This window comes from Bacillota bacterium (assembly GCA_012727955.1).
GTDB lineage: Bacteria > Bacillota > Limnochordia > DTU087 > JAAYGB01 > JAAYGB01.
Genome location: JAAYGB010000021.1, coordinates 19,097 through 42,110 on the forward strand (window position 1 = coordinate 19,097; position 23,014 = coordinate 42,110).

The 23,014-nt window shown below is 54.4% G+C and carries 23 protein-coding genes; 17 read left to right on the top strand and 6 right to left on the bottom strand.

From position 1 onward, the window contains the following. Nucleotides 1–35: 35 nt before the first annotated feature. Complete coding sequence (locus GX030_04345; protein NLV91610.1) at nt 36–1,427, bottom strand: MATE family efflux transporter; 1,392 nt, start codon at nt 1,425–1,427, stop codon at nt 36–38. A 39-nt stretch (nt 1,428–1,466) separates the two neighbouring features. After that, complete coding sequence (locus tag GX030_04350; GenBank protein NLV91611.1) at nt 1,467–1,937, bottom strand: MerR family transcriptional regulator; 471 nt, start codon at nt 1,935–1,937, stop codon at nt 1,467–1,469. 298 nt (nt 1,938–2,235) lie between these two features. Between GX030_04350 and GX030_04355 the strand changes: the two genes are divergently transcribed. The 3 genes from GX030_04355 (at nt 2,236) to GX030_04365 (ending at nt 4,543) form a co-directional block, all read left to right on the top strand. Continuing rightward, complete coding sequence (locus GX030_04355) at nt 2,236–2,406, top strand: 4Fe-4S binding protein (GenBank protein NLV91612.1); 171 nt, start codon at nt 2,236–2,238, stop codon at nt 2,404–2,406. An 81-nt stretch (nt 2,407–2,487) separates the two neighbouring features. After that, entirely contained in the window at nt 2,488–2,970 is a 483-nt protein-coding gene (locus GX030_04360; GenBank protein NLV91613.1) for an NUDIX hydrolase, read from the top strand. A gap of 55 nt (nt 2,971–3,025) precedes the next feature. Continuing rightward, nucleotides 3,026–4,543: a DUF2150 family protein gene (locus GX030_04365; GenBank protein ID NLV91614.1), complete on the top strand. Its 1,518-nt coding sequence runs from the start codon at nt 3,026–3,028 to the stop codon at nt 4,541–4,543. Nucleotides 4,544–4,600: 57 nt separating this feature from the next. On the opposite strand, the gene GX030_04370 is transcribed toward GX030_04365, so the two are convergent. Next, nucleotides 4,601–6,031, bottom strand: a complete 1,431-nt coding sequence (locus GX030_04370; protein NLV91615.1) for a hypothetical protein — start codon at nt 6,029–6,031, stop codon at nt 4,601–4,603. 107 nt (nt 6,032–6,138) lie between these two features. Between GX030_04370 and GX030_04375 the strand changes: the two genes are divergently transcribed. From GX030_04375 to GX030_04400, 6 genes are all read left to right on the top strand, one after another. Continuing rightward, a complete protein-coding gene (locus tag GX030_04375; GenBank protein NLV91616.1) occupies nt 6,139–6,777 on the top strand; it encodes a YigZ family protein in 639 nt (212 codons plus the stop codon). A 134-nt stretch (nt 6,778–6,911) separates the two neighbouring features. Continuing rightward, entirely contained in the window at nt 6,912–7,847 is a 936-nt protein-coding gene (locus GX030_04380) for a hypothetical protein (GenBank protein ID NLV91617.1), read from the top strand. Between the two features lie 116 nt (nt 7,848–7,963). Beyond that, entirely contained in the window at nt 7,964–9,004 is a 1,041-nt protein-coding gene (gene ltaE / locus GX030_04385) for a low-specificity L-threonine aldolase (protein ID NLV91618.1), read from the top strand. A gap of 31 nt (nt 9,005–9,035) precedes the next feature. Further along, on the top strand, nt 9,036–10,289 hold the full coding sequence (gene trpB, locus GX030_04390) for a tryptophan synthase subunit beta (GenBank protein NLV91619.1): 1,254 nt from the start codon (nt 9,036–9,038) through the stop codon (nt 10,287–10,289). A 177-nt stretch (nt 10,290–10,466) separates the two neighbouring features. After that, nucleotides 10,467–11,699 carry a DUF2088 domain-containing protein gene (locus GX030_04395; protein NLV91620.1) on the top strand — a complete coding sequence of 411 codons (1,233 nt, stop codon included), beginning with the start codon at nt 10,467–10,469 and terminating at the stop codon, nt 11,697–11,699. Nucleotides 11,700–11,707: 8 nt separating this feature from the next. Then, nucleotides 11,708–13,321, top strand: a complete 1,614-nt coding sequence (locus tag GX030_04400; protein NLV91621.1) for a UDP-glucose--hexose-1-phosphate uridylyltransferase — start codon at nt 11,708–11,710, stop codon at nt 13,319–13,321. Between the two features lie 12 nt (nt 13,322–13,333). Here GX030_04400 and queG read toward each other — a convergent pair whose 3' ends face one another. Continuing rightward, entirely contained in the window at nt 13,334–14,419 is a 1,086-nt protein-coding gene (gene queG, locus GX030_04405) for a tRNA epoxyqueuosine(34) reductase QueG (GenBank protein NLV91622.1), read from the bottom strand. A gap of 102 nt (nt 14,420–14,521) precedes the next feature. Further along, nucleotides 14,522–14,743: a NifU family protein gene (locus tag GX030_04410; GenBank protein NLV91623.1), complete on the bottom strand. Its 222-nt coding sequence runs from the start codon at nt 14,741–14,743 to the stop codon at nt 14,522–14,524. Between the two features lie 175 nt (nt 14,744–14,918). On the opposite strand from GX030_04410, the gene GX030_04415 reads away from it, so the two are divergent. Then, the gene (locus GX030_04415; protein ID NLV91624.1) at nt 14,919–16,067 is read left to right on the top strand and encodes a DUF362 domain-containing protein; all 1,149 of its coding nucleotides are present in this window, start codon (nt 14,919–14,921) and stop codon (nt 16,065–16,067) included. Here GX030_04415 and GX030_04420 read toward each other — a convergent pair. After that, the gene (locus GX030_04420; protein ID NLV91625.1) at nt 16,048–16,446 is read right to left on the bottom strand and encodes a hypothetical protein; all 399 of its coding nucleotides are present in this window, start codon (nt 16,444–16,446) and stop codon (nt 16,048–16,050) included. The genes GX030_04415 and GX030_04420 overlap by 20 nt on opposite strands. A 120-nt stretch (nt 16,447–16,566) precedes the next feature. Between GX030_04420 and GX030_04425 the strand changes: the two genes are divergently transcribed. The 7 genes from GX030_04425 to deoC all read left to right on the top strand — a co-directional run bounded on the left by GX030_04425 (nt 16,567) and on the right by deoC (nt 23,010). Then, nucleotides 16,567–17,874, top strand: a complete 1,308-nt coding sequence (locus GX030_04425; protein NLV91626.1) for an insulinase family protein — start codon at nt 16,567–16,569, stop codon at nt 17,872–17,874. Beyond that, complete coding sequence (locus tag GX030_04430; protein NLV91627.1) at nt 17,858–19,144, top strand: insulinase family protein; 1,287 nt, start codon at nt 17,858–17,860, stop codon at nt 19,142–19,144. Before GX030_04425 ends, GX030_04430 begins: the two co-directional genes overlap by 17 nt. Nucleotides 19,145–19,158: 14 nt before the next feature. Continuing rightward, nucleotides 19,159–20,115 carry a DMT family transporter gene (locus GX030_04435; protein NLV91628.1) on the top strand — a complete coding sequence of 319 codons (957 nt, stop codon included), beginning with the start codon at nt 19,159–19,161 and terminating at the stop codon, nt 20,113–20,115. Nucleotides 20,116–20,127: 12 nt separating this feature from the next. Then, nucleotides 20,128–20,712 carry a 5-formyltetrahydrofolate cyclo-ligase gene (locus GX030_04440; GenBank protein ID NLV91629.1) on the top strand — a complete coding sequence of 195 codons (585 nt, stop codon included), beginning with the start codon at nt 20,128–20,130 and terminating at the stop codon, nt 20,710–20,712. Nucleotides 20,713–20,786: 74 nt separating this feature from the next. Then, nucleotides 20,787–21,383: a glycerol-3-phosphate responsive antiterminator gene (locus tag GX030_04445; protein ID NLV91630.1), complete on the top strand. Its 597-nt coding sequence runs from the start codon at nt 20,787–20,789 to the stop codon at nt 21,381–21,383. Nucleotides 21,384–21,388: 5 nt separating this feature from the next. Further along, nucleotides 21,389–22,177 (top strand): HAD-IIA family hydrolase, encoded by a 789-nt coding sequence (locus tag GX030_04450; protein NLV91631.1) that lies wholly within the window; start codon nt 21,389–21,391, stop codon nt 22,175–22,177. Nucleotides 22,178–22,224: 47 nt separating this feature from the next. Next, complete coding sequence (gene deoC / locus GX030_04455) at nt 22,225–23,010, top strand: deoxyribose-phosphate aldolase (protein ID NLV91632.1); 786 nt, start codon at nt 22,225–22,227, stop codon at nt 23,008–23,010. Nucleotides 23,011–23,014: the final 4 nt, after the last annotated feature.

Below are 23,014 nucleotides of genomic sequence, written 5' to 3' on the forward strand. Positions count from 1 at the left end.
AAGCAACTACCGATGGAGCATTGAGAAGATCTGTATTAAGAAGCTAGGCTTTCAGTAGTACGTTGCGGTTCGATATGCCGCACGTTTCGGATCCATTTTCTGCTTCGGAGCCGGAAAATGCACCAGAAGGACTTAATCGCAAAGTCTATATATAGACAGAAATAGACTATGTAGGGGGGCATGTTCCATACAAGACCTGTTAGGTAACCTAGAGGGATAGAGGCCACCCATAGGAAAAGGGCATCGGCCAGCATGAGGAACTTGGTGTCTCCTCCCCCTCGGAGTACCCCTTTGGTCATCACCGATTGGACGCATTGGAAAAGAACGATCAGAGCCATGACCGACAACAGCTGAGAGGCCACCGCCCGGGTCTCAGCGGTTACGTTGTACAGGCTGAGCACAAAGGGTTTGGTCACCAGAATGAAGATTCCGGCGAAGATGCCAATAAACACGCTTAAGGTTAAGAAGGTATACCCTTGGGCCTGGGCCTTGTCATATTCCTCCCGGCCCACGGTGTTGGAGGTCATCACCGAACTAGTACTAGACAGTCCTTGAGTAGCTACAGTGCTGAGCTGCATGGTAACATTGGTGATGGCGTGGGCAGCCACCATCGCGGTGCCCATCCGGCCCATGATCATCGCCAAGGCATTGTTTCCCAAGGTAAGCAATCCGTCACTGACGATTACCGGCACAGCCATATGGATGAACTGCTTCACGATATGCAGATCGATCCGGCGGAAGAAGTCGGTAATTTTCACCTTCAGTCTTTCGTCAAACCACAACAGGTAGCCGAAGGTAACGGAGAACTCACAGATGCGGGCGATCACGGTAGTAATGGCCGCCCCTGCAATCTCCAACCGAGGCGCTCCCAGATTCCCGAAGATCAGGACCCAGTTGAAGAACAGCTTGACAAGAAAGGCTACCAGAGATGCCAGAAGTCCAATCCGGACAATTCTGGCGGTGCGCAGGACGATAATCGTTGTTAGGTTGAGTCCGTGAAAGAGAAAAGCGAAGGCCAGGATGCGCAAATACCTAGCCCCACTGACAATTACCTCTGGGTCCTTGGTATAGATCGAAAGGATTTGCCTAGGAAAGGTGAAGGCCAAGAGAGAAAATAACAGGGCAAAGGAGACACACACCCGCCACATCAGGGCCAGGGTTTTGCGGAAGGACTGGGTGTCTTCGATGCCCCAGTATTGGCCAGTCATCACCGCGGCACCGCCGCCCATTCCCAAACAGAGTACGTTAAAGATGAAAAAGAATTGATTACCCAGGGAGGATCCGGCAATTTGGACATCTCCCAGGGAGCCGAGCATGATGGTATCTACTAGGTTCACCGAAATATTAATGATCGATTGAGCTACTACCGGAACAGCGATCATTAGAGCTGTCTTGTAGAAGTCTCTATCCCTGACTAATAATTGCATTACTGCACTCCTTATCCATCTAATTTGCGATTGATTAGATCATTTGTCTTCTCGAGATAGGCGTCTTTCCTGGAGAATTCGCTGCAAGGTGGCCGAATCCAGGACGGGGTATAGGCTGGTTAGTTCCTTGGGGGTTAATCGGTCCTTGGCCCTTTGTTCCTCCGTGTGGTAGTCGGCGTCCTGGATGTTTTCGCCTTCGAGAATTTCTTTGATAGCTTCCGTGGTGAGATTCTTCTGGATTAGGTCTTTGATCAGCAGCAAACGTTGGATATCTCTGTCGGAAAATCTCCGCTGATTTCCCGCGGTTCGCTGTGGGGAAATCAATCCCACTTGATCATAGTAGCGAATCTGTCGGGCCGATAGCCCGGTTTTCTCCATCACATGACCAATGGAGTAGACATGAAGATCGGTCTTGTTGGTATCCATATCCTCAGACCGGCTGCACTTGCTTTCACCGCGCAGTCGGGTACCCTCCCTCCATGTAGAATCATAAACCCATGGCTTTCCCATCTACAGTACTCCTTGGAGCTGGGGTTGGTCCCTGCTTGGAGCACCCGGGGTAACCTTAGTAGCAAATCTTCCCGAAAAAACCCCAGGATCCTTCTTGGATCAGATTTGCAACTCTGGGCTGGCCCTTTAGGAGGAAAAGAGCCGCGAAGTCACTAATAAATGGGTGCGGTGCAATTTATTGACAACCCCAAAGCTCGGTAGTACCATATAGGAGGCAGCGGATATAGTTTAGTTTAGTCTGAAAGCTAGCTGAACCTGTCTAGCTGGACCTGTATAGAGGATTAGGGAGGTGCGTGTAATGGCTCACGTGATCAGCGACGACTGTATCGCTTGCGGCGTCTGCGCCGACGAGTGTCCAGTTGAAGCCATCAGCGAGGGCGACGACAAGTACGTTATCGATGCCGATCTGTGCACTGATTGCGGTGCTTGTGCCGACGTCTGTCCGACCGATGCTGCTCAACCGGAATAATAGTTGGATTTAGTACAAAAGCAGCGGGGCCTTTAGTGGCCCCTTTTTGTATCTATAAACATATATTAAGAGGTGATCGGGATGCTGGAGATGACCACTCAGCGGGTATGTATCAATGGGATAGAAAAGGATTACAAGATAGTGCGCCACTCCGGAGCTGTGGCCATTTTGGCCATTGACGGTGATCGGATGGCCTTTGTGTGGCAAACTAGGCCTGCGATTGGGCGCAAGATGCTGGAGATTCCCGCTGGGACTCTGGAATTCAACGAGGATCCCGATGAGTGTGCGGTGCGGGAGTTAGAGGAAGAGACCGGTTGTCGAGCGGCCCGCTGGGAAAAGCTCGGGGTGCTGCATATCGCTCCAGGCTACAGTACCGAGGTAATTCACTTGTACCTGGCAGAGGATTTGACTATGGGAGAGCAGAATTTGGATGATACAGAGGATATTGAAGTTAGGTGGATTCCTCTGAATAAACTAGACCAGATGATCAGATCCGGTGAGATTACCGATGCCAAGACTGTGGCAGGTCTTATGCATCTGCGTTTGCGAAATGGGGAAAGGTAAGTTTTGGTTACAGACGTAATAATCGATGTCTCAAGTAGAAAGCGAGGTCTGCAGGGTGCGAGCCAGACATTGGGATATTTTTCGTGAGCTGGAGTATGTCGTTGATTTTGATGGCTTCGTTGAGACCTGCCTCGACCTACGTGACAACATGCTCTTTTACGACCGGGGACTGATTCTAGCAGGGTATGCCAGTACCGTGGAGTTATTGATTACCTTGGCCTATATGTGGGCCAGTCTAGCCTCGGAGGAAGAAGCAGAAGCGATTTTTGACCTAGTGGAATCCTTGATTCATCAGTCAGAAGGGCGATTGACCGCTCCAGATATGCCCATCGATGTGCGGATGATGGTGGACGGTTACCTGGACACCGGGGGCTGGATTATCAAGGAACGGCTTCCCTTGTATCGGCGCATGTTCGCAGCCTACATGAACAACGACTACAACCCCAACAAGAACATCAACGAGTTGTTGTATAAGGCGCAGAAGGAAATCGATGGGTCCTATGAGAAGGCCCTTCACCTGGTGTCCCAGGTAGGGGCGATGGCCCTTCGGGGAAGGCGAATTAGACCCTCCTGGCTTTACGTTCTCAAGGGCCAGCTGCAGATCTGGGTCCGAGGAATCTTGAGTCTGGTGGGCAATTTTGCCGCGGCCCCACACTTTTCCTTTCCCTTCGATGAGATCTCCAGAGAACGGGAAAAGTGGAGCAGCCAGCAATCCGCGGCTGTCATCGATCTCAAGGCCTTTCGGAACCGCCGATACCCCTTCAGTTCCCTGGACTATACCAATGGCGAAGTATTGGAAAACGACGAGTTAGATCATCTATTGACCCTGATCTTTTCCGGAACACCGGATCTCGACATCGAAAGAAGGGTTAGGCCCAGCGATTTTCGACCGGTGCGACCGCTGCTGCAAGCGGTAATCGAGACTCCTGGAATGCTAAGACCAGAGGCTCCCGGCGATGGGTGGGCAGCCCTTTATTGCCTTCGCATCCTGCGCCACATCCCAACCAACGCAGTGATCGACTCCATGGTCGATGCGATCCTGTGGGGTGGGCTTCAGGGACCGCTGCTAGAGGAGGCCATCGGGGCCCTGCGCTTCATTGGACAGAAGGCCGTTAACCGGATTGTCAAAAGGATCGAGACCCTGGACAGTGACGAAGCCAAGGTGATCCTAGCGAGGGTATTGTCCGGTGTCAGCCCCAGCGAAGAAGTGTTAAATACCCTGGTAGGCCTCTTTCAGACCCTGCGTCCGGCAAGTCAGAGGATATCCATCCTCCAGGCTTTGGTTGAGTACGGAGATCCCCAGGTTCTGCCGGTTTTGCAGTCGGCGTTGATGGAGGAAGGTGAGCTGGGCCCAGGTGAGTGTCTTACTCAAGATGAAGACAGAAATAAGAGCCTAACCAAGGGCCCTTGGGGTGAAGCTGCTCCCAATCCCATCCCCACGGGAGAGCTTCTCCCGGAAGAGAAGACCTTCGGTGACGTTGGACCGGACTCTGAAGGAGAATTGCCACGGAAACTGCAGTGGGCCATCAGGCAGCTCCAGGAAAGCGCCAAGGCTTCGAGACACAGCAATTGATCAAAAACACAAGCGGAGGGAAGTCCCTCCGCTTTTCGATCGGTATTTGTCTTTCCTCTAGATGCCAGAACCGATGATAAAGGCCGAGGATGAGATGATATCACCCATCCCCACGGTAATGGCCGGTCTGGCTACCACCTTCGTAGGCGTCATCACCACATAGTGTTCGCCAACCTTGGTGTATCCTTTTTCCGCGAGCTCCGGTGCACCTAGACTGGTCGCCAGTTGCTCCAGTTTGCTCATGCCATCGGCGGACAACTCTACATCGAGGCCCTGGGCGATTTCGTCGTCGGTACCGATCCTGCCCAGGAGAGCCCGGCTGGCTGCTAGGGTGGCGGCAAGCAGGGAACCCCGCAGGGTGGTCTCGCCATCGGAATAGCGGCAGTCCACTAGGGTTAAGTAGTAGCCCAGATCATGGAGCTGAATCCGCTTAATTCCAGTAATCTCCATCAGCCGATTGACTCCGGCAAAAACCGCTTCGATGGAATTCTCCTTTTCCAGGTTAGCCGCAAGTTCCTCTTCACCAATGTCCTTGAGAATGGCCAGAAGCTCTACTTCGTTTAGGCCTAGGCTGTGTACCACCGTTAAGATGTGATCCACAATGCCCTTGCGGATCTGACCGCTGGCAATGGAGGCAAACTCGTAGTGCATCTTCAGGTTGGGGTTCTCCAGCTTCACCTGCTTGAGGTAGTCTGCCACCGGCAGCAGGTAATCCTTCCAAGTGGTTCCATCGGGATAGCTTTCCGAGAGGATGTGGAACCCACTGACCAGCATATGGGTAAACTCATTGATGTGCTCCTGCAGCCCGGCTTTGAAGTTCGGGTCGATCTGCAGCTTGTTGTTGATTGGATTCCAGGCAGCAATAAAGCGATTGGCCCTGGGTGTAGTGAATTTCAATCCCGGCAGGTCGATTTCTTCGCCGGCTTGATACTCAAAGATCCAGTGCAGCGCGTAAATGCCCTCATTTTCCCAGGCCTGATGGGGGTGGGCCAGGCGATGATCCGAAGTAAGTACATTGAGATTAGGTGCATCGGCGAAGAGTTCTGCCTGCTCCCTGGTTAAGGGATTGGCGTAGACCAGGATCTTATCAAAGGGGAGGGGGCAGAGGGAATTGGCCATGTTGCCGGAAGTGCCTCCCATCCGGATTTCATCATAACCGAAATTCTCCATAGTCCAATCGGCGGTCTCTTGGTTGCGGATCATCAGCTGCAGGGCTTTGCCCCTTTGCATCGAATCGATCAGTGCCACCAAGAGATCTACGGGACCGTTAATTTCCGGGGGTACCGACCCTAACCGATCCAACACCTGTTGCAGCAGTGATTCATCCTTGGTCAGGATTTCTTGGAGGATCGGAGCGGTGATTCGCTTCAGTCCGTCGATGGTTGAGTGAAATCCTAAAATGATACCTGGGACATCGCGAACTTCCTGTAGACTTTGCGGCAATGCTTCTTGATACAGTTGATTCCAGGTTTGCCTTTTGTTATTCAAGACCAGAAGCCTCCTTTAAATCTGGTTTTCCCCTACCAAGGAACTACTATTTAGGGACCAACAGTCCTGCAAATTCGTTGACTTTTAGCAACCTTCGAGGTGATGTTATGCAGTTACCGGAATATTTGAGTGTCGCCGGCCCTGGCTCAGACCTCATCGTGGTGAAACGCTCGAAGTTCATTGGTCACGCTGCCCCCGCGGAGTCTGAGGCCGAGGCGATGGAATTTATCGCCAAGATCTCCGACGAACACAAGACCGCTACCCATAACGTCTGGGCCTATCAAATCGGGGAACAGGACCAATGGCAGCGCTACAGCGACGATGGGGAGCCCAGCGGGACCGCGGGAGTTCCCACCCTGGAAGTGTTGAAGCAAATGGGCTTGAAAAATACCGTTGTTGTCGTCACCCGGTACTTCGGGGGTACTCTCCTGGGGGCCAGCGGTTTGGTGCGGGCCTACAGTAGAGGCGCCAAGGTGGGAATTGAAGCCGCGGGCGTTGTGCGCAAGGTTTTGCACAATCGCATCCAAATTACCGTGGACTACTCCACCAGTGGGAAAATGGAGAACGAGCTGCACGGCTATGATCAACTGATCCTGGAACCGGTATCCTATACCGACAGGGTCACCTTTTCCGGCCTAGTTCCCCCGGCGAGACTGGGAGGCCTTGAGACCCTGGTGCAGGAGCTGACTGGGGGACAGAGCCACGTGGAAGTCCTGGGAAGTGAATACGTAGATTTCCCCGTCTAGAGCAAGAACTTACCAAAGCCAGCGCAATGTCTACCAAGAGGTGTGAGCAGAGCTTCTCCAGAATTTAATCCTAAAGGGATTACTCACACCTGTTTCTAACCTCTGCTGCTGAACCCGTGGGAGGTGGGTAGCACTTGCGCCAATCTAGACTGGGGGTTTTAGCCCTGGCAGTGATTTTGCTGGTTCAGGGCTTTTTTTATCTACAAGTAGAAGGAGTTCTCTTGCCAGGATTTGAAGCACAATCGGGTAACGAAAAATGGAGCCCAGAGGATGAGTTAGTTGAACCATCAGGGGCAGTAGCTGAGAAACAGGTGATTTCAATGGAGATGGATGCAGCCCGTCAGTGGAAAATTCGAGTAGTAACCTATAACATCAGACACGGCGAGGGCTTAGATGGGATCTTAGATTTAGCGCGCATTGCCGCCATCCTGCGGGAACTAGATCCCGATGTCATCGCCCTCCAGGAAGTAGACAACAACTTTTCACCTCGGTCAGACTGGGAGGATCAAGCTCAAGTCTTAGCGGAACTGCTGGATATGGAAGTGGCCTATGGACCAGCTTTGCGAAGTCTTTTGAACCTCGGACGAGGTCCCGGATACTATGGTAACGCCATTTTAAGCAAGTATCCTCTGCAAAATGTCAACAACGTAGTTGTCGAGGCCCCGGGACTGACGGAAAACCGTGCCTTTTTGCACAGTGAGATTACCAGCCCCATTGGCAGCTTTCACTTTATCTCTACCCACTTGGGGCTTGAGCACGATCACCGGTTAACCCACCTGACCAAGATGTTGGCTTACGTCGCCGAATTGGAGGGGCCGGTAATTGTCGCCGGGGATTTTAACAGCACTTCCACCAGTCTAGAAGTCAAGGCGATGTTTGAGGCCGGTTTACGGGATTCTGCCGCCTTGCTTGGCCGAGGGTTGGAACCAACCTTGATTGGCCCCAAGGCTGCCCGCATTGATTATGTATTTACTACTGCTGACATCACCGTCAAAGATGTGGCGGTAGTGGATGCCGATGGTTCCGATCACCGACCGGTGGTGGTGGACTTAACCCTTCCGCTGCTCTAATTCCCGGCAGTAAGTTCCTGTTACCAACGACTTCGCGTCCCGTGGGTGGACAGGATGCAGGAGATGACTTAGGCGGCGGGGAATATCTGTCCATACGCTGGATGGAAGGTGATGGCATGGACAAAGTTATTGACCTACGCAGTGATACAGTAACACAACCAACGCCCCAGATGCGGGAGGCGATGGCAGCAGCCCCCGTTGGCGATGACGTCTATGGAGAAGACCCGACGATCAATCGGTTAGAGGCCTTGGCCGCGGAGAAGGTTGGTAAGGAAGCTGCCTTGTTTGTCCCCTCAGGGACCATGGGTAACCTGTTGGCATTGCTGTCCCATACCCGCCCAGGCCAAGAAGTGATCCTGGAGGCCAACAGCCACATTTACAACTATGAAGTGGGGGGCATCGGAGCCATTGCGGGACTGATCCCCAGGGCTATTTCCGCTCCCGATGGGGTGGTTACCCCTGAGCTGGTACAGTCCGTCCTGCGAAATCGAGAACTGCACTTTCCCGATCAAGCCCTGTTGTGTTTAGAAAATACCCACAATGTGGCGGGAGGTACCGTTACCCCTCCGGAAACCTTGGCGGAAGTAGCGACGGTGGCCAGGAGCGCAGGTTTGGCTGTGCACCTTGACGGAGCCCGGGTGTTCAATGCCGCTACTTACCTAAAAAGGCCGGTAACGGATATTACTGACCAGGTAGATTCGGTGATGTTTTGTTTGTCTAAGGGCCTGGCGGCTCCCGTGGGATCAATTTTGTCCGGCAGCCAAGAGTTTATTAATCGGGCCCGGAAGTTTCGCAAACAATTGGGCGGAGGAATGCGCCATGCCGGGGTTCTAGCGGCCGCTGGGATCATTGCCTTAGAGCAAATGACTACCCGGTTGGATCAGGACCATGCCAATGCCAGGGCCCTGGCTGAAGGTTTAACCCAGGTGCCGGGCTTTACCGTGGATCTAAGCCGGGTGCAGACTAATATCGTCTTTGCGACCATCGACCCCGAGTTGATTTCCGCCCCGGAAGTGTGCCGGCGCCTAGCCCAACGGGGAATTGTGTTGTCTCCGAGAACGGAGCAATCCATTAGATTTGTCACCCATTATCAAATCAGTGCCGAAGATGTTAGCTATGTATTAGCCTGTTTGCAGGAAGTAATGAATGAGATTTAGCTGAGTTTGAGAACAGCGAGGAGGAGCCTAGATGAGCAAAGAGCAAAAAGCTGTGATTAGCCAGGGTAAGACTAATTCTGTATCGGGAGACCAGTTGGGGGTTAACGGGCTTTACGGGGAGTTTGGCGGCAGTTATGTTTCACCGGAGCTGCAGCGGGTCCTGGATCACTTAGAGGAAGCCTTTCTTCGCTATCGGGATGACCCAGAGTTCTTGGCGGAATTAGACTACTACAATCGGGAGTATGTTGGTCGTCCCAGTCCGCTGTATTTTGCCGAAGGGCTAACAGAGCATGTCGGTGGTGCCAAGATCTATCTCAAGCGAGAGGATCTCAACCATACCGGAGCCCATAAGATTAACAATGTCATCGGTCAAGCCCTGCTGGCCAAGCGCATGGGAATCAAGCGGGTGATCGCCGCGCCCGGTGCCGGTCAGCATGGGGTGGCGCCGGCAACGGCCTGCGCCATGTTTGGGATGGACTGCACGGTGTATATGGGCGAGGAAGATACTAAACGCCAGGCTCTGAATGTATTCCGGATGGAGCTTTTGGGAGCCAAGGTGGTCCCGGTGACCACGGGAACGAGAACCTTGAAGGATGCCGTCGATGAAGCCCTCCGGGATTTAACCGCCAACTATGAAACTACATACTATATGTTGGGTTCCGTCGTTGGGCCTCACCCCTTCCCCCTGATCGTGCGTCACTTCCAGTCGATTATCGGGCGGGAAGCTCGGGCCCAGATTCTAGAGAAAGAAGGCCGACTTCCAGATTATCTAGTGGCCTGTGTTGGCGGCGGGAGCAACTCCATTGGTCTATTTGCTCCCTTCTATGACGATACTAGTGTTGCTATGATCGGCGTTGAGCCGGGAGGGGTTGGCAGCGGCCCCGGTGAACACGCCGCTCCCCTGACCTATGGTCAACCGGGCATTCTCCATGGTTTCAAATGCTTTGCCACCCTCGATGCCTCCGGGGAGCCGATTCCCACCCATTCCGTAGCCGCAGGTTTAGACTATCCCGGAGTGGGGCCGGAACACAGCTTCTACAAGGTCTCTGGAAGAGCCAAGTATGTCACCATCACCGATGACGAGGCGCTAAAGGCTTTCAAGGATCTCTCCCGGCTGGAGGGAATTATCCCCGCTCTGGAAAGTGCCCATGCCGTAGCCCATGGGATGAAACTAGCCGCCCAGTGTGACCGGGATCAGATTATCATCGTCAATGTATCTGGCCGGGGTGACAAGGACGCCGCCCAGGTCTTTGCGATGATGGAGAAGAAGCAGTTTAGTTTGTAATCCTTTAAAGCATGGTAAGTCAAGGAAAAGAAGCCCTGCAGGTACCTGCAGGGCTTATGGTAGTATTGCCGGCGTTGCTTTGCGATGGCATCTTGCGATGTCATCCTGGGTTGATCAGACAAGGAGGCAAGGGCTGTGCCGATAATTGAAGGTGGATTTGACATCAATTTTCCCCAGATGGTAACAATTAGACAGAGTTTCGTCGCTGACAAAATCGATGATATCGAGGCTGCCGTGGCCGCGGAACTGGCCAAACCGGAAATTCGTGGTCAGTTTCAGGCGGGACAATCGTTGGCGGTAACCGTGGGCAGCCGGGGGATCAGCAATATTGCCCGGATCACCAAGGCCGTCATCGACAACCTCAAGGCCCTGGGTGTTGCTCCCTTTATCGTTCCAGCCATGGGCAGTCACGGAGGCGCCAATCCCGAGGGTCAACGGGAGGTCTTGGCCAGTTACGGTGTGACCGAGGAAACCATGGGTGTACCCATTCGCGCGGAAATGGATGTTGTTTTGGTGGGCCATACCCCCGATGGTGTAGAGGTCTATGTCTCCAAGCCCGCGATGGAAGCTGATGGCATATTTGTGGTCGGGCGAGTGAAGCCCCACACTGCCTTTCGGGGCAAGGTTGAGAGCGGCTTGATGAAGATGATGGTGATTGGTCTAGGAAAGCACAAGGGTGCCACCGTCATTCATCGCCAAGGATTCGCCCGCTTTGCCGAGTTAATCCCCGCGGCCGGGCGAGTAATCCTCGAGAAGGCGCCGATTCTGGCGGGGCTGGCCATCGTGGAAAATGGTTACGATGAAACGATGCTGCTGCAGGCAGTGCATCCCAATGATTTTGAGGCAGAGGATGCCCGTTTGTTGACCATTGCCCGGGAGAACATGCCCCGGATTCTCTTCGACGACTTTGATCTTTTGATCGTGGAGGAGATCGGTAAGGACATCAGCGGCGATGGGATGGATCCCAACGTCACCGGACGCTATATCCCTCGGCATTTGGATGTGATGGATCATACTCCCCGGATTCAGAAGGTGGTGGTCCTGGACCTCACCGAGGAAACCCACGGCAATGCCAACGGTTTAGGTATGGCCGATGTTATTACCCGGCGGCTCTTTGAAGGGATCAATTTCCAGTACACCTACGCCAACTCCATCACCTCTACGGAAATAAGGGGTGCTAAGATCCCTATGGTTATGGAGACGGACCATCAGGCCATTGTGGTGGGCTTGCGTACCTGTAACGGCGTGGAACCGGAAGAGGCCAAGGTAGTGCGCATCAAGAATACCTTGGAGCTGTCGACGATTGAGATTTCCACTGCTTTGCTGCCGGAAGCTAAGGCGAATCCCAGGATCGAAATAGTGGGAGAGCCAAAGGCCATGGAGTTTACCACCGATGGTCGGTTGATTTAAGTGTTTTTATGGGAAAAGCAAGTGCCAGGGAAGGGAGTAGAAGTTCAGTGACAGGCCCAATCACTCAGGAAATTGCCAAGGAAGAAGTGGAAAGACTCTTAGCCTATGGGCTAGATCGGGGCTTGGTCGTGCCGGTTGACCTAGTGGAGATCCGCAACGCCCTGCTAGAGGTGATGGGACTGGCGGAGCCAGCCGCAGTCCTTGCCCCCGATCCGCAGATCGAAGTTCCCCCAACCCCGGAGGCTGCCGTAGCTAAGCTCGTGGACTATGCCGTGCAGGAGGGTTTCATCGAGGATACCACCACCCATCGGGATCTCTTTGACACCAAGCTGATGGGGTTGTTAACTCCCCGTTCCTCCCAGGTGATTGAACAGTTTCAACGGGACAAAACCACCTACGGTGTGGCAGAAGCCTTGGATCGCTTTTACCAGTTCAGCCAGGACACCTTGTACATCCGCCAAGGGCGGATCGCCAAGAATGTAATCTGGACAAGCCAGACGGAGTATGGCGAGCTGGAGATTACCATCAATCTGTCAAAACCCGAAAAGGATCCCCGGGAGATTGCTGCTGCCCGTAATGCCCCCCAAAGTGGGTATCCCGCCTGTGCTCTGTGTCGGGAAAACGTAGGCTATCCCGGGCGGATTAATCACCCGGCTAGACAAAACCATCGCATTTTGCCTCTGACCTTGAACGGGAAGCAGTGGTATTTCCAATACTCACCCTATGTGTACTACCATCAGCACTGTATCGTGCTCCACGCAGAGCACGTCCCGATGGAGATCAATCGGGAGACCTTTGCCAATCTCATCGCCTTTGTCCGGCAGGTACCCCACTACTTCATCGGGTCCAATGCCGACTTGCCCATCGTCGGTGGCTCCATCCTCAGCCACGATCACTACCAGGGCGGCTTTCACCGGTTCCCGATGGAAAGGGCGGCGGTGCGCACTGTCTTGAGGCACCGAGAATGGCCGGAGGTTGAGGCTGCCATCTTGCACTGGCCATTGTCAACTCTGAGACTGCGCTGTGCAGATGGGGAGGCGCTGATTCCTTTGGCGACACAGGTGCTGGAGGCCTGGAGGGGATATTCCGATCCCGAGGTGGAGATTTTGGCCACCAGTCAAGGTGAAGATCAACAGGTGGTGCGGCACAATACCATCACTCCCATCGCACGGCGAGGGGAGGATGGCCGCTTTGAGCTGGACCTAGTTTTACGCAACAACCGCACCAGCGATGAGCATCCCTTGGGAATTTTCCACCCCCATGGGGATTTGCACCACATCAAGAAGGAGAATATCGGGCTCATCGAGGTAATGGGACTGGCGGTATTGCCGGGCCGATTGCAGCGGGAACTCCAGGAGATTGCGGAAATTCTGCTGGGCAACCGTTCTCTATCCGAGGCCGAAGACCACGGACTGGAGCAACACCTGCCCTGGATTGCTGAACTGCAGCAGCGGTACAGTCCCCAGGATTACTCCCAGGCGATGGCAATTCTTCAGGATGAGGTGGGAGCCAAGTTTGCCCGGGTGCTGGAGGATGCCGGGGTCTTTAAGCTGGATGAGACAGGGCAAAGGGCCTTCCTGGCCTTCCTGGCAGAGTGCGGGTTTTCCCCAGTAGCCCAATAACTAAGATAACAGTTACCTTTCAGGTCGCTCGTGATAGCTTGCGATCAAGCTGCGAGCGGCCTTTGTGTTGATCTGTTTTAGAGCCCACAGGGCAGCCTCTTGCACCTGGGGTTTGGGATCCTGGAGGGCATGGGCCAGGGGCTCGACGGCCTGGGGTAATCTGGTATTCCCAAGGACGATGGCCGCGTTGCGCTGCAGTACCCGACGTCCCCGCCAACTGGCGGCCGTCTGGCCGTAGGCGGCAGCAAACTCCTTCTTGGACATGGTAAGTATTGCCCCTAGATCCGGGGTTGGGCCCGCCGGACCGGGCTCAAACTCCTTGTGGTTGCCCCGAAGGGCGGCCCTGTTGTGGGGACAGACTGCTTGACAGGTATCGCAGCCAAAGAGCCGTCGTCCCATGCTTGCCCGGAACTTCTCGGGAATGGGGGATTTCATTTGGGTGAGGTAGGATAGGCACTTAAAGGGGTTAACCCTGTAGGGCGCCTCAATGGCTCCGGTGGGACAGGCCTCGTGGCAGCGGCCGCATTGTCGGCAGGTTCCCTCCTGGGGTGGGTCGGGAGGCAGCGCCAGATCGGTGATGATTTCCGCCAAGAAGACCCAGGATCCGTAGTCGGGGGTAATCAAGGCGGAGTTCCAGCCAAAGACTCCCAATCCCGCTCGGTTGGCCGCGGCGCGATCACTTAAAGGTCCGGTATCGCTCATGAATACACAACGATAGGTTCCTAGATTCTCGATAAAGGCGGCCAGCTTTTCCAGCCGGGGCCGAAGCACGTGATGATAATCCTGGCCCCAGGCGTACCGGGACAAAACTCCCTGTAGGGAATCCTCCGGGGGGCTGGGAGGTTCGATGGTGGCATAGGATACCGCCAAGGAAATGATGGTCTTGGCTCCAGGCAAGATCCGCTGGGGCTCTGTACGAAGCCGCAGGTCCGATTCCGCCAGTCCCTGGGGGTAGATTCCCGCCTTGACCCGCTGCTCCATCACCTGGAAGCTGCGGACAAAGGGTTGGGCGTCGGTAAATCCAATTAGATCGAAGCCGCAGCTTTGGGCAAATTCTATGATCTTGGTTTTTAGGATCCTGGAACTGCTGCTGTTCATCGGTTGCCACCACCCTGTCAGCGAGAACTGGCCAAAACCTTTGCTGAAGGCAAAAAGGGACGGAAGAATCCGCCCCTTAAAGCCGCATGCTCAATGAGTCCATTAAACCGCTTCGACGCTCACTACCTCGGGAACGTGCTCCTTGAGAATGCGCTCAATTCCATTTTTCAAAGTTATTTGCGACATCGGGCAACCGGCGCAGGCACCTACGAGGCGGACCTGAACGATGCCGTCGTCGGATACGTTAACCAGTTCCACGTCTCCACCGTCGGCCTGCAAGCTGGGACGGATTCTATCCAGAATGTCAACTACCTTTTCCTTCACAATGCCACCTCCTTGACCACAGAGGACATCCAATAGATGCCTCTTCCATCAAAGTATACTACAACACTAGGAATTGCACAAGCCTTAAGGTGGGAAATTTCTCTGACTATATGGTGACTGATCCGGGCGGCGAATATGCCCGGTGTTGATTGGCCGAAGAAAGGGAGGAGTTGTTTTGCTGAGCACCGAACCAAGGGCCAAAGTAGCCCTGATCCCCGTCGATGATTACTCGCCGACGAAGGTAAAGACTGCAATGCAGGAAGGGATGGATCTGCTGGGAATACCCTCCCAGCCCTTTGCCGGTCAGCGCCTTCTCATTAAGCCCAATCTCCTGACGGCTTCCACTCCGGAACAGGCCGTCTGTACCCATCCGGAAGTGGTTGGCGCGGTGATTGATACTCTGGGAAGGGGAGCCAGGGAGGTATGGGTAGGAGACAGCCCTGGGATCGGGTCTGGAGTCAAGGTGGCGGCACGCCTTGGCTTGACGGAGGTCTGCGCCAGTCGAGGGGCACAGTTGTTGGATTTGACGGAGCCAGAGGAAGCAGCTTGTCCGAAGGGTGCGGTGGTCAAGCGCTTGCCCATCAGCCGAAGGGTCTTGGCCGCGGATGCCGTTGTGACTTGTGCTAAGCTGAAGACCCACGGCCTTACCGGCTACACCGGGGCGGTGAAAAATCTCTACGGCTGCATTCCCGGGACCTTTAAGGCGCAGCTGCATCTGCGGTTTCGTGAGATTGAGGACTTCTCCGGGATGTTGGTGGACTTGTATCAACGCATTAGCCCCCAATTAGCGGTAATCGATGGTATCGTTGCCATGGAGGGGCCGGGACCTCGCAACGGGCAGCCAAAGAAGTTGGGGGCCTTGATCGTCAGTAGGGACGGGGTGGCTGCCGATGCCGTTGCCTGTCAGTTAATCGGAGTAGATCCCTTATCCATTGTCCCATTGCGCCTTGCCGAGGAGAGGGGAGTGGGGCGGGCCAACCCTAAGTTTATTGATGTGGTCGGCGCCTCAATCTCACAACTGAAACAGGATGATTTTCAAACCGTGTCGGGGACCCATACTTCCATTAGAGGTCTTCCGCCACTGCTGCATCGTTGGCTCCAGGCCTATGCCTTTGCCCAACCGGTGGTGGAGCCTGAGTTGTGTCAAAGCTGCCGCATCTGTGAGCGCCATTGTCCCCCTGGGGCGATTACCATGAAGGATGTCGCCGTCATTGATTACCAAAGCTGCATTCGCTGCTATTGTTGTCAGGAGCTGTGTCCCCATGCCGCCATTACCCTCCAGCGGGGGTGGCTCAATCGGCTGCTTAGTCGTTGGCATCGGTAGGAGATTGGTGATCGGAGGCGGCTCCCTTCCAGTACCAACGTTTGTCTTGATCCTGACAAACCTGTGAGTCCGGATGTTTTTTTAGATGGTGAAGTAGGGCAAGAATACTATTATGAGGGTTGGTGGCCTTTTGCCGAACCCCCATCTCGCGAACTTTACTGCATATTTCCTTAGCCGATAAAGGAGTCGGCGAGTCTTGCAAAATTTGGATGATCACTTCGCTAATGGTCAGCTTCGGTGATGGCGTAGCTGACCCGTGCACTAGGCGGTTTAACTGATCGAGTTTGGCCTGTTTGCTTTCGATGGTCTCCTGCAGCTGTCTGACTTCCTCCTGCAACAGGTCTCTGGCTTGCCGAAGCAGTTGATAGGACTCAGTCATAAAAATTCCTCCTAGTCCGAGCAAAGCTGATGGTGAATTTGTGCTCACTTTAATTTATGAACCGCCGTTGGTGGGTGTGAGCAGTTACCCCTTGGGTTTGTGGTCGTGGTAGAAGAAAGGGTGAAAACTAAGATGGGATTTGTGTCCCACCAGTTACAGGATGGGGTGAAATTGTGGGTATGGCCCACGCCGAAGTTCAAAAATGTCAGCATCAAGATTGTTTTGCATCGCCATCTGGCCGATAACACGGCAGCATCGGCGCTGCTGCCCTTTGTCAATGCCCGGGGAACGGAGCAGTGGGGTACCACTAGAGAGATCGCCCTGCGGATGGCGGATCTCTACGGGACCCGCCATGGTTCCGACGTGATGAAGATCGGTGAGCAGCAGCTGATCACCACTGAGGTGTTGACGGTAAATCCCAAATATGTTTCCGAGCCTGGTTTACTAGCGGCAGCCTTATCCATGGCAGCCCAGTTGGCCTTTTATCCCCGCATGGAGCGGGGCCAATTTATTGATGAATATCTTGATCAGGAAAAGGCCTTGATGCGTCAGCGGATTGCCGCAGTGATCAACGACAAACGGGGATACGCTCACCAAAGATTTAACGAAGCGATGTACGCCACGGAAGCTGCGTCCCGCTATAAATATGGAACCATTGAAGAACTGGAGGTGGTTACTAGCTCCAGTTTGACTGAACATTGGCAAAGGGTCAGGGGTACGGCACCGATCAATGTGTTTGTCGTCGGCGATATCCAGGCCGATGAGGTGGTGGACCTACTGCTTCCATTGCTTCCTCCCCGGACCGGAACCACGGAATCGATTCCTCCGGCGGTGGTCAAATCCACCGTGGCCGAAGTCAAGGAAGTAATCGAGCACCAGCCCATTAACCAAGCGATATTGCTCTTAGGGTATCGGACCGGGATCACTGTGGCGGATCCCCTCTACTTTGCTGCCCTGGTGGCCAACGGGATTTTGGGGGGCTTTCCCCATTCTAAGTTGTTTGTCAATGTGCGGGAGAAGGCCAGCCTAGCTTATTATGCCTCATCAAATCTCAATACCACCAAGGGTACCTTGGTAGCTACTGCTGGGATCGATCCCCAGAATTACCGCCGGGCAGTGGAGATCATCACAGACCAGGTGGCCTCTCTCCAAGGGGGAGAGATTACGGAAGCTGAGCTGTCGGCCACGAAGAAGGGATTGATCAACCAGCTGAAGTCCGCGGGTGATTCCGCGGGGTTGGTAATTGACCGAACGGTCGCGGGCATCGTTAGAGGCAAGATCCTTTCCATTGACGAGATGGTGAGGGGAATTGAGTCCGTCACCAAGGATGAGGCGGTGGCCGCCGCCCAGCGGTTCCTACTGGATACAGTGTATTGTTTGACCAATCAAGAGGGGAGGGAAAAGGGTGAAAATATCAACCCTCAGTAATACTCATCTTCAGGAAACCCTTCACTACTGCAAACTGCCCCAGGGTCTAGAGGTCTTTGTTCTGCCCCGGCCGGGGTTTCAGAAAAAGTACGCGGTGTACTCCACGAAATACGGAGCCATCGACAGCGAATTTGTCGACCCCAGCACTGGACAAAGGGTGAAGGTGCCCGACGGCATAGCCCATTTCCTGGAGCATAAGTTGTTTGAATCAGAGGACCGGCCGGTCTTCGATCGCTTTGCCGAACTGGGGGCCGCGGCCAACGCCTACACCAGCAACACCATTACCTCGTACCTCTTTTCCGGTACCGATATGTTTACCGAAGCCCTGGTAACCTTGCTGGAGTTTGTCCAAACCCCCTATCTCACCGATGCCAATGTGGCCAAGGAGAAGGGGATTATCGAGCAGGAATTGAGAATGTATGCCGACAGTCCCGGTCGCCGAGTTTACTCCAACCTGCTGCAGGCCCTGTATCAAAAAAATCCCGTGCGCATTGAGGTGGGGGGCACCGTCGAGTCCATCTATCAGATCACCAAAGAGGATCTGTTGCTATGTTACCGCACCTTCTACCATCCCGGGAATATGGCTTTGTTTGTCATCGGGGATGTGAATCCCCAGGCAGTGGTAGAACTAGCTGCAGCCCATGTGCGTCAACCGGAAAACCCCTTGGATCAGGGAATTGAGCGGATTTATCCCGAAGAGCCCGACGAGATTAACCAGGAGCGGATTATCGAAGAGATGGTGGTGTCAAGGCCCCTGGTGTACCTGGGGCTGAAGGATAATTCCCCGGGAGAAGGGCTTGAGCTGCTGCGCCAGACGGTGGTTACTAACCTTTTGCACAAGGTGGTGTTTGGGCCCACCTCAAGTCTGTACACCGAACTTTATGAGGCCGGTCTCATCGATGACGGTTTTGGTGCCTTCTACACCGCCGAACCCCAATATGGGTTTACCATGTTAGGCGGGGAAACCACCGACCCGGAGGGATTAATCGAAAAGATCAAAGGGGACCTTGAGGATAAGTTGGCTCGGGGCTTTGACCACGATGCCTTCCTGCGGGTGAAGCGGCAAGCCATCGGCGAATTTCTTCAGGCCTTTGATTCCCTGGAATTTATCGCCAACAATTACATTCGCTACCACTTCCGGGGCACGTCTTTGTTCGACTACCTCAGTGTCCTAGAAGGAATTACGCCTGAAGATGGGGAACAACGCCTGAAACAACATTTTGCCCCGGATAACATGGCGGTGTCTTTGGTGCTGCCCAAGGGGCAATAGCTGAGGCGATGAGTTTGAACAATGACATTGATATCCAATCAGCAAAGGAAACGGTAGACCTCCGGGGTGGATCCCGCCTTGCCTATGGGGCTCTAATCCTGGCAGTGGCTGCTGTTTCCTTTGCTGCCGTTTTGGTGCGGCTTACCGATGTGTCTCCCATTGCCGTTGCCTTCTACCGTCTTTTCTTTTCTGCTGTGGTCCTAGTTCCGGTCTGCTGCAGTGAGGTGCGGCGGTATCGCCGGGAGGGACAGCTAACGGCCCAAGGGAAGAACTTTGCCTTGGCGGCACTGTCGGGAGTGTTCTTGGCGCTGCATTACTATACCTGGTTTCAATCCCTGCGTCTGACCACCGTCGCCAGCTCCACGGTGCTGGTGACGCTGCATCCCTTCTTTGTGTTAGGCATCTCGTGGCTGTTGTGGCGGGAGCCCGTCAGTTCCAAGCTGATTGCCGCCCTGGCGGTAACCCTAGTTGGGGGATATATTATCGGCAGTCAAGATCTTCAGGCATCGCAGCAATATCTGGTGGGGGATCTGTTGGCCTTGGTGGCCGCGGGTTTCATGGCGGGATATTTGCTGTTGGGGCAGGTGGTGCGGCGTGAGCTTTCCCTAGGCTTGTATGTCACCATTGTCTACGGGGTCGGCGCGTTGGTCGCGGCTTTGATCATGGCCCTTGGCCAGGTACCCTTCTTTGGTTACTCTCTTTGGGATTATCTCATTCTCTTGGCCTTGGCCCTGGGTCCCAACCTCTTAGGACATACCCTCTTTAACTGGTCCTTGGCCTATTTGCCGGTGTCTGTGGTTTCGGTATCGGTGTTGGCGGAACCGGTGGGGGCTGTGATCTTGGCGATGATCTTCCTCCATGAGATCCCCACGGGGGCACAGCTCTTGGGAGGCCTGATCATCTTTTGGGGAATTGGCTGGTTTGTCTTGGAGAAAAACCGGTTGCAAAGGGGCAGGCAGGTAAGGGAATAGAGGTGAAGGGATTTGGCGGCAAACAAGAGGCAGCTGCGGCAAAGGGTGCTGGCTCGACGGGATGGGCTCAGCCCCAAGGAGCGACAAGAGAAGAGTCATCAAGTGGTGACTCGCTTACTGGCCATGCCCGAAGTGCAGGGGGCCAAGGTGCTGATGGTCTATGCCAGTATGGGTAGTGAGGTGGATACCACTGAGTTGGTTAACTGGGCCTGGCGCCAGGGCAAGAGGGTCGCCTTTCCCCTCACCGTTCCGCGAACTAAAGAGCTACTTGCCGTGCCGGTGGTAGGCTGGGAGCAGCTTAGCCCTGGCACTTTTGGTGTCCGTGAGCCGGACTTGAGGGAAGGCCAAATTCCAGGCCAGGAAATTGATGCCGTCATCGTGCCGGCACTGGCCTTTGACCCCCGGGGGTATCGGATTGGATATGGTGCTGGGTATTACGATCGTTTCTTGCCAAAAGTTACCGGTAGCAAGATAGGGATAGCCTTTAAAGAGCAGTTGCTACCGATGGTTCCCGGGGAAGTCCACGATGTTCCCGTGGATTGGGTGGTTACGGATCAAGAAACAATCCTCTGTCGGCGGGGTAGCGACATCGGCTAGAGGAGTACCTTGGACCCTTGACGCAGGGTTCTTGCCGGCGAAGTTGAAGTATTGGGAGAGGAGGTGCCGCCGGGATGCAAACTCTGGCGCAACATTTTCGGCAGGCTCCGATCATTGCCGGGCTGCGGGAAGCGGCTGAGGTAGAAGCGGCCATTGCCAAGGGCGTACAGACGGTGTTTTTCCTCGGAGGGAGTATCTTTAAGTTGCGGGATCTGGTCTCCCGGGCGGCGGACGATGGTCTGTTGACCTTCGCCCATGTGGACTTGACCACCGGAATTGGACGGGATCTCGATGGGATGCGGTTTTTGTCCGAGGAAGTGGGGTTAGACGGCATCGTCACCACCCGCAGTCACCTGATCAGGTATGCCAAGGAGTGTCAGTTACTGACAATTCAGCGGGTTTTTCTCCTTGACTCCGAGAGCCTGCGCACTGGGATCCAGGTGATCCGCAACTCCCAACCCGATGCCGTCGAGGTGCTGCCGGCACTGGTGGTGCCCTACTGGACCGATGTTTTGGCCAAGGAGGTCCAGGTACCCATTATTGCCGGTGGACTGATCCGGGACCAGCAGGATATCGATATGGTCCTAGGGGGCCCAGTGGTTGCCGTATCCACTAGTCGAAAGGAACTGTGGCAAAGACCAGGACAGTTAGATACACGAGACGGGATGTGATAACTATGCAGCTATTTGATGGATATATCTTTGACCTCGATGGAACAGTGTACCTAGGCGACGAGCTGATCCCTGGGGCGCGGGAGACCATTCTGCGGCTAAGGGAGTTGGGAAAGAAAGTAGTCTTTCTCTCGAACAAACCCTTGGAAACCCGAGCCGATTACGCGGCGAAATTGACCCGACTGGGAATCCCAACCCAGGAAGAAGAGGTAGTCAACTCCACCTACGTCCTCGCCCAATACCTGAAGAAACGGGACCCCAAGGCCTTGACCTATGTCATCGGAGAACAGGCGCTGCTAACCGATTTAGAACGGGCAGGAATCGCCTATACCCTCAGTCCCGACGAAGTGAACTATGAAATAGATTATGTGATCATCGCCTTTGACCGCACCTTCCACTACGACAAGCTTAATCATGCCCTGCAGGCAGTGAAGAAGGGCGCTAAGCTCATTGCTACCAATGCCGATCGGACCTGTCCCGTTCCCGGTGGGGAAGTTCCCGACGCGGCGGGAATGATCGGAGCCATTGAAGGTGTCACCGGCAAGAAGGTGGAGGTGGTCGTTGGCAAGCCCAGTCCCATCACGGTGGACATCGCCCTCAGTGCTCTCCAGGTAGCCGGTCAGGATTGCATCATGGTGGGAGACCGTCTGGAGACGGATATGGTGATGGCGCAAAATGCCGGAATTCCATCGGCTCTGGTGATGACCGGCGTTACCGATGAGGCAATGTTGGCCAGTTCTGAGATCCGTCCGGATTTTGTGTTGTCTTCGATTGCTGACTTACTGGCAGAGTAGCTAATGGGTACCGAGCAGGGTTACCCCATGAGAAGGGGAGGTTAATCATGAACGCAGAGCTGATTCTCCGGGTCAGGCATGGGTTGGTGGAGTATTTCCATTCCCTGGGACGAAGGGATATCCCCTCGGAGAATCCAGAACCCAGGGACATTACCGACTGGGAAGGGCAAACTTCATTGTGCAAAAGGATCGATCACACTTTACTGAAGCCACAGGCCACTGCGGTAGATGTTTGTGAGCTGTGTGATGAAGCGATGGAGTATGACTTTGCCTCGGTATGTGTTAATCCCGTCTGGGTCGAGGTTGCCGCAAAGCGCCTGGAGAATTCCTCCGTTGCGGTGTGTACGGTAATTGGGTTTCCCTTGGGCGCCACCCTTCCCCAGGTCAAGGCCTATGAAGCTCGCCAGGCCCTAGAGCAGGGCGCCAGGGAAGTGGATATGGTGATTAACATCGGAGCCCTACTAGGCGGCAACTACCAGCTGGTCTATGAAGACATTAAGGCCGTGGTGGAGGCAGTCAAGGGTGAGGCCTTGGTTAAGGTGATCATTGAGTCGGGACTGTTGTCGGAGGAGAAGAAGATTGCGGCCTGTATTCTTGCCTCGGCCGCGGGGGCAGACTTCGTGAAGACGTCGACGGGATTTAGTGGCGGTGGTGCCACGGTGGAAGACGTGGTCTTGATGCGGACGGTAGTGGGAAATACAGCGCAGGTCAAGGCCTCCGGAGGAATTCGGGACTATCCCGGAGCGATGGCTATGATCAGGGCCGGCGCCGATCGCCTCGGTACCAGCTCGGGAGTCACCATAGCCAGGGGAGAAAGGGAAGCCAGCGTCTAAGTGA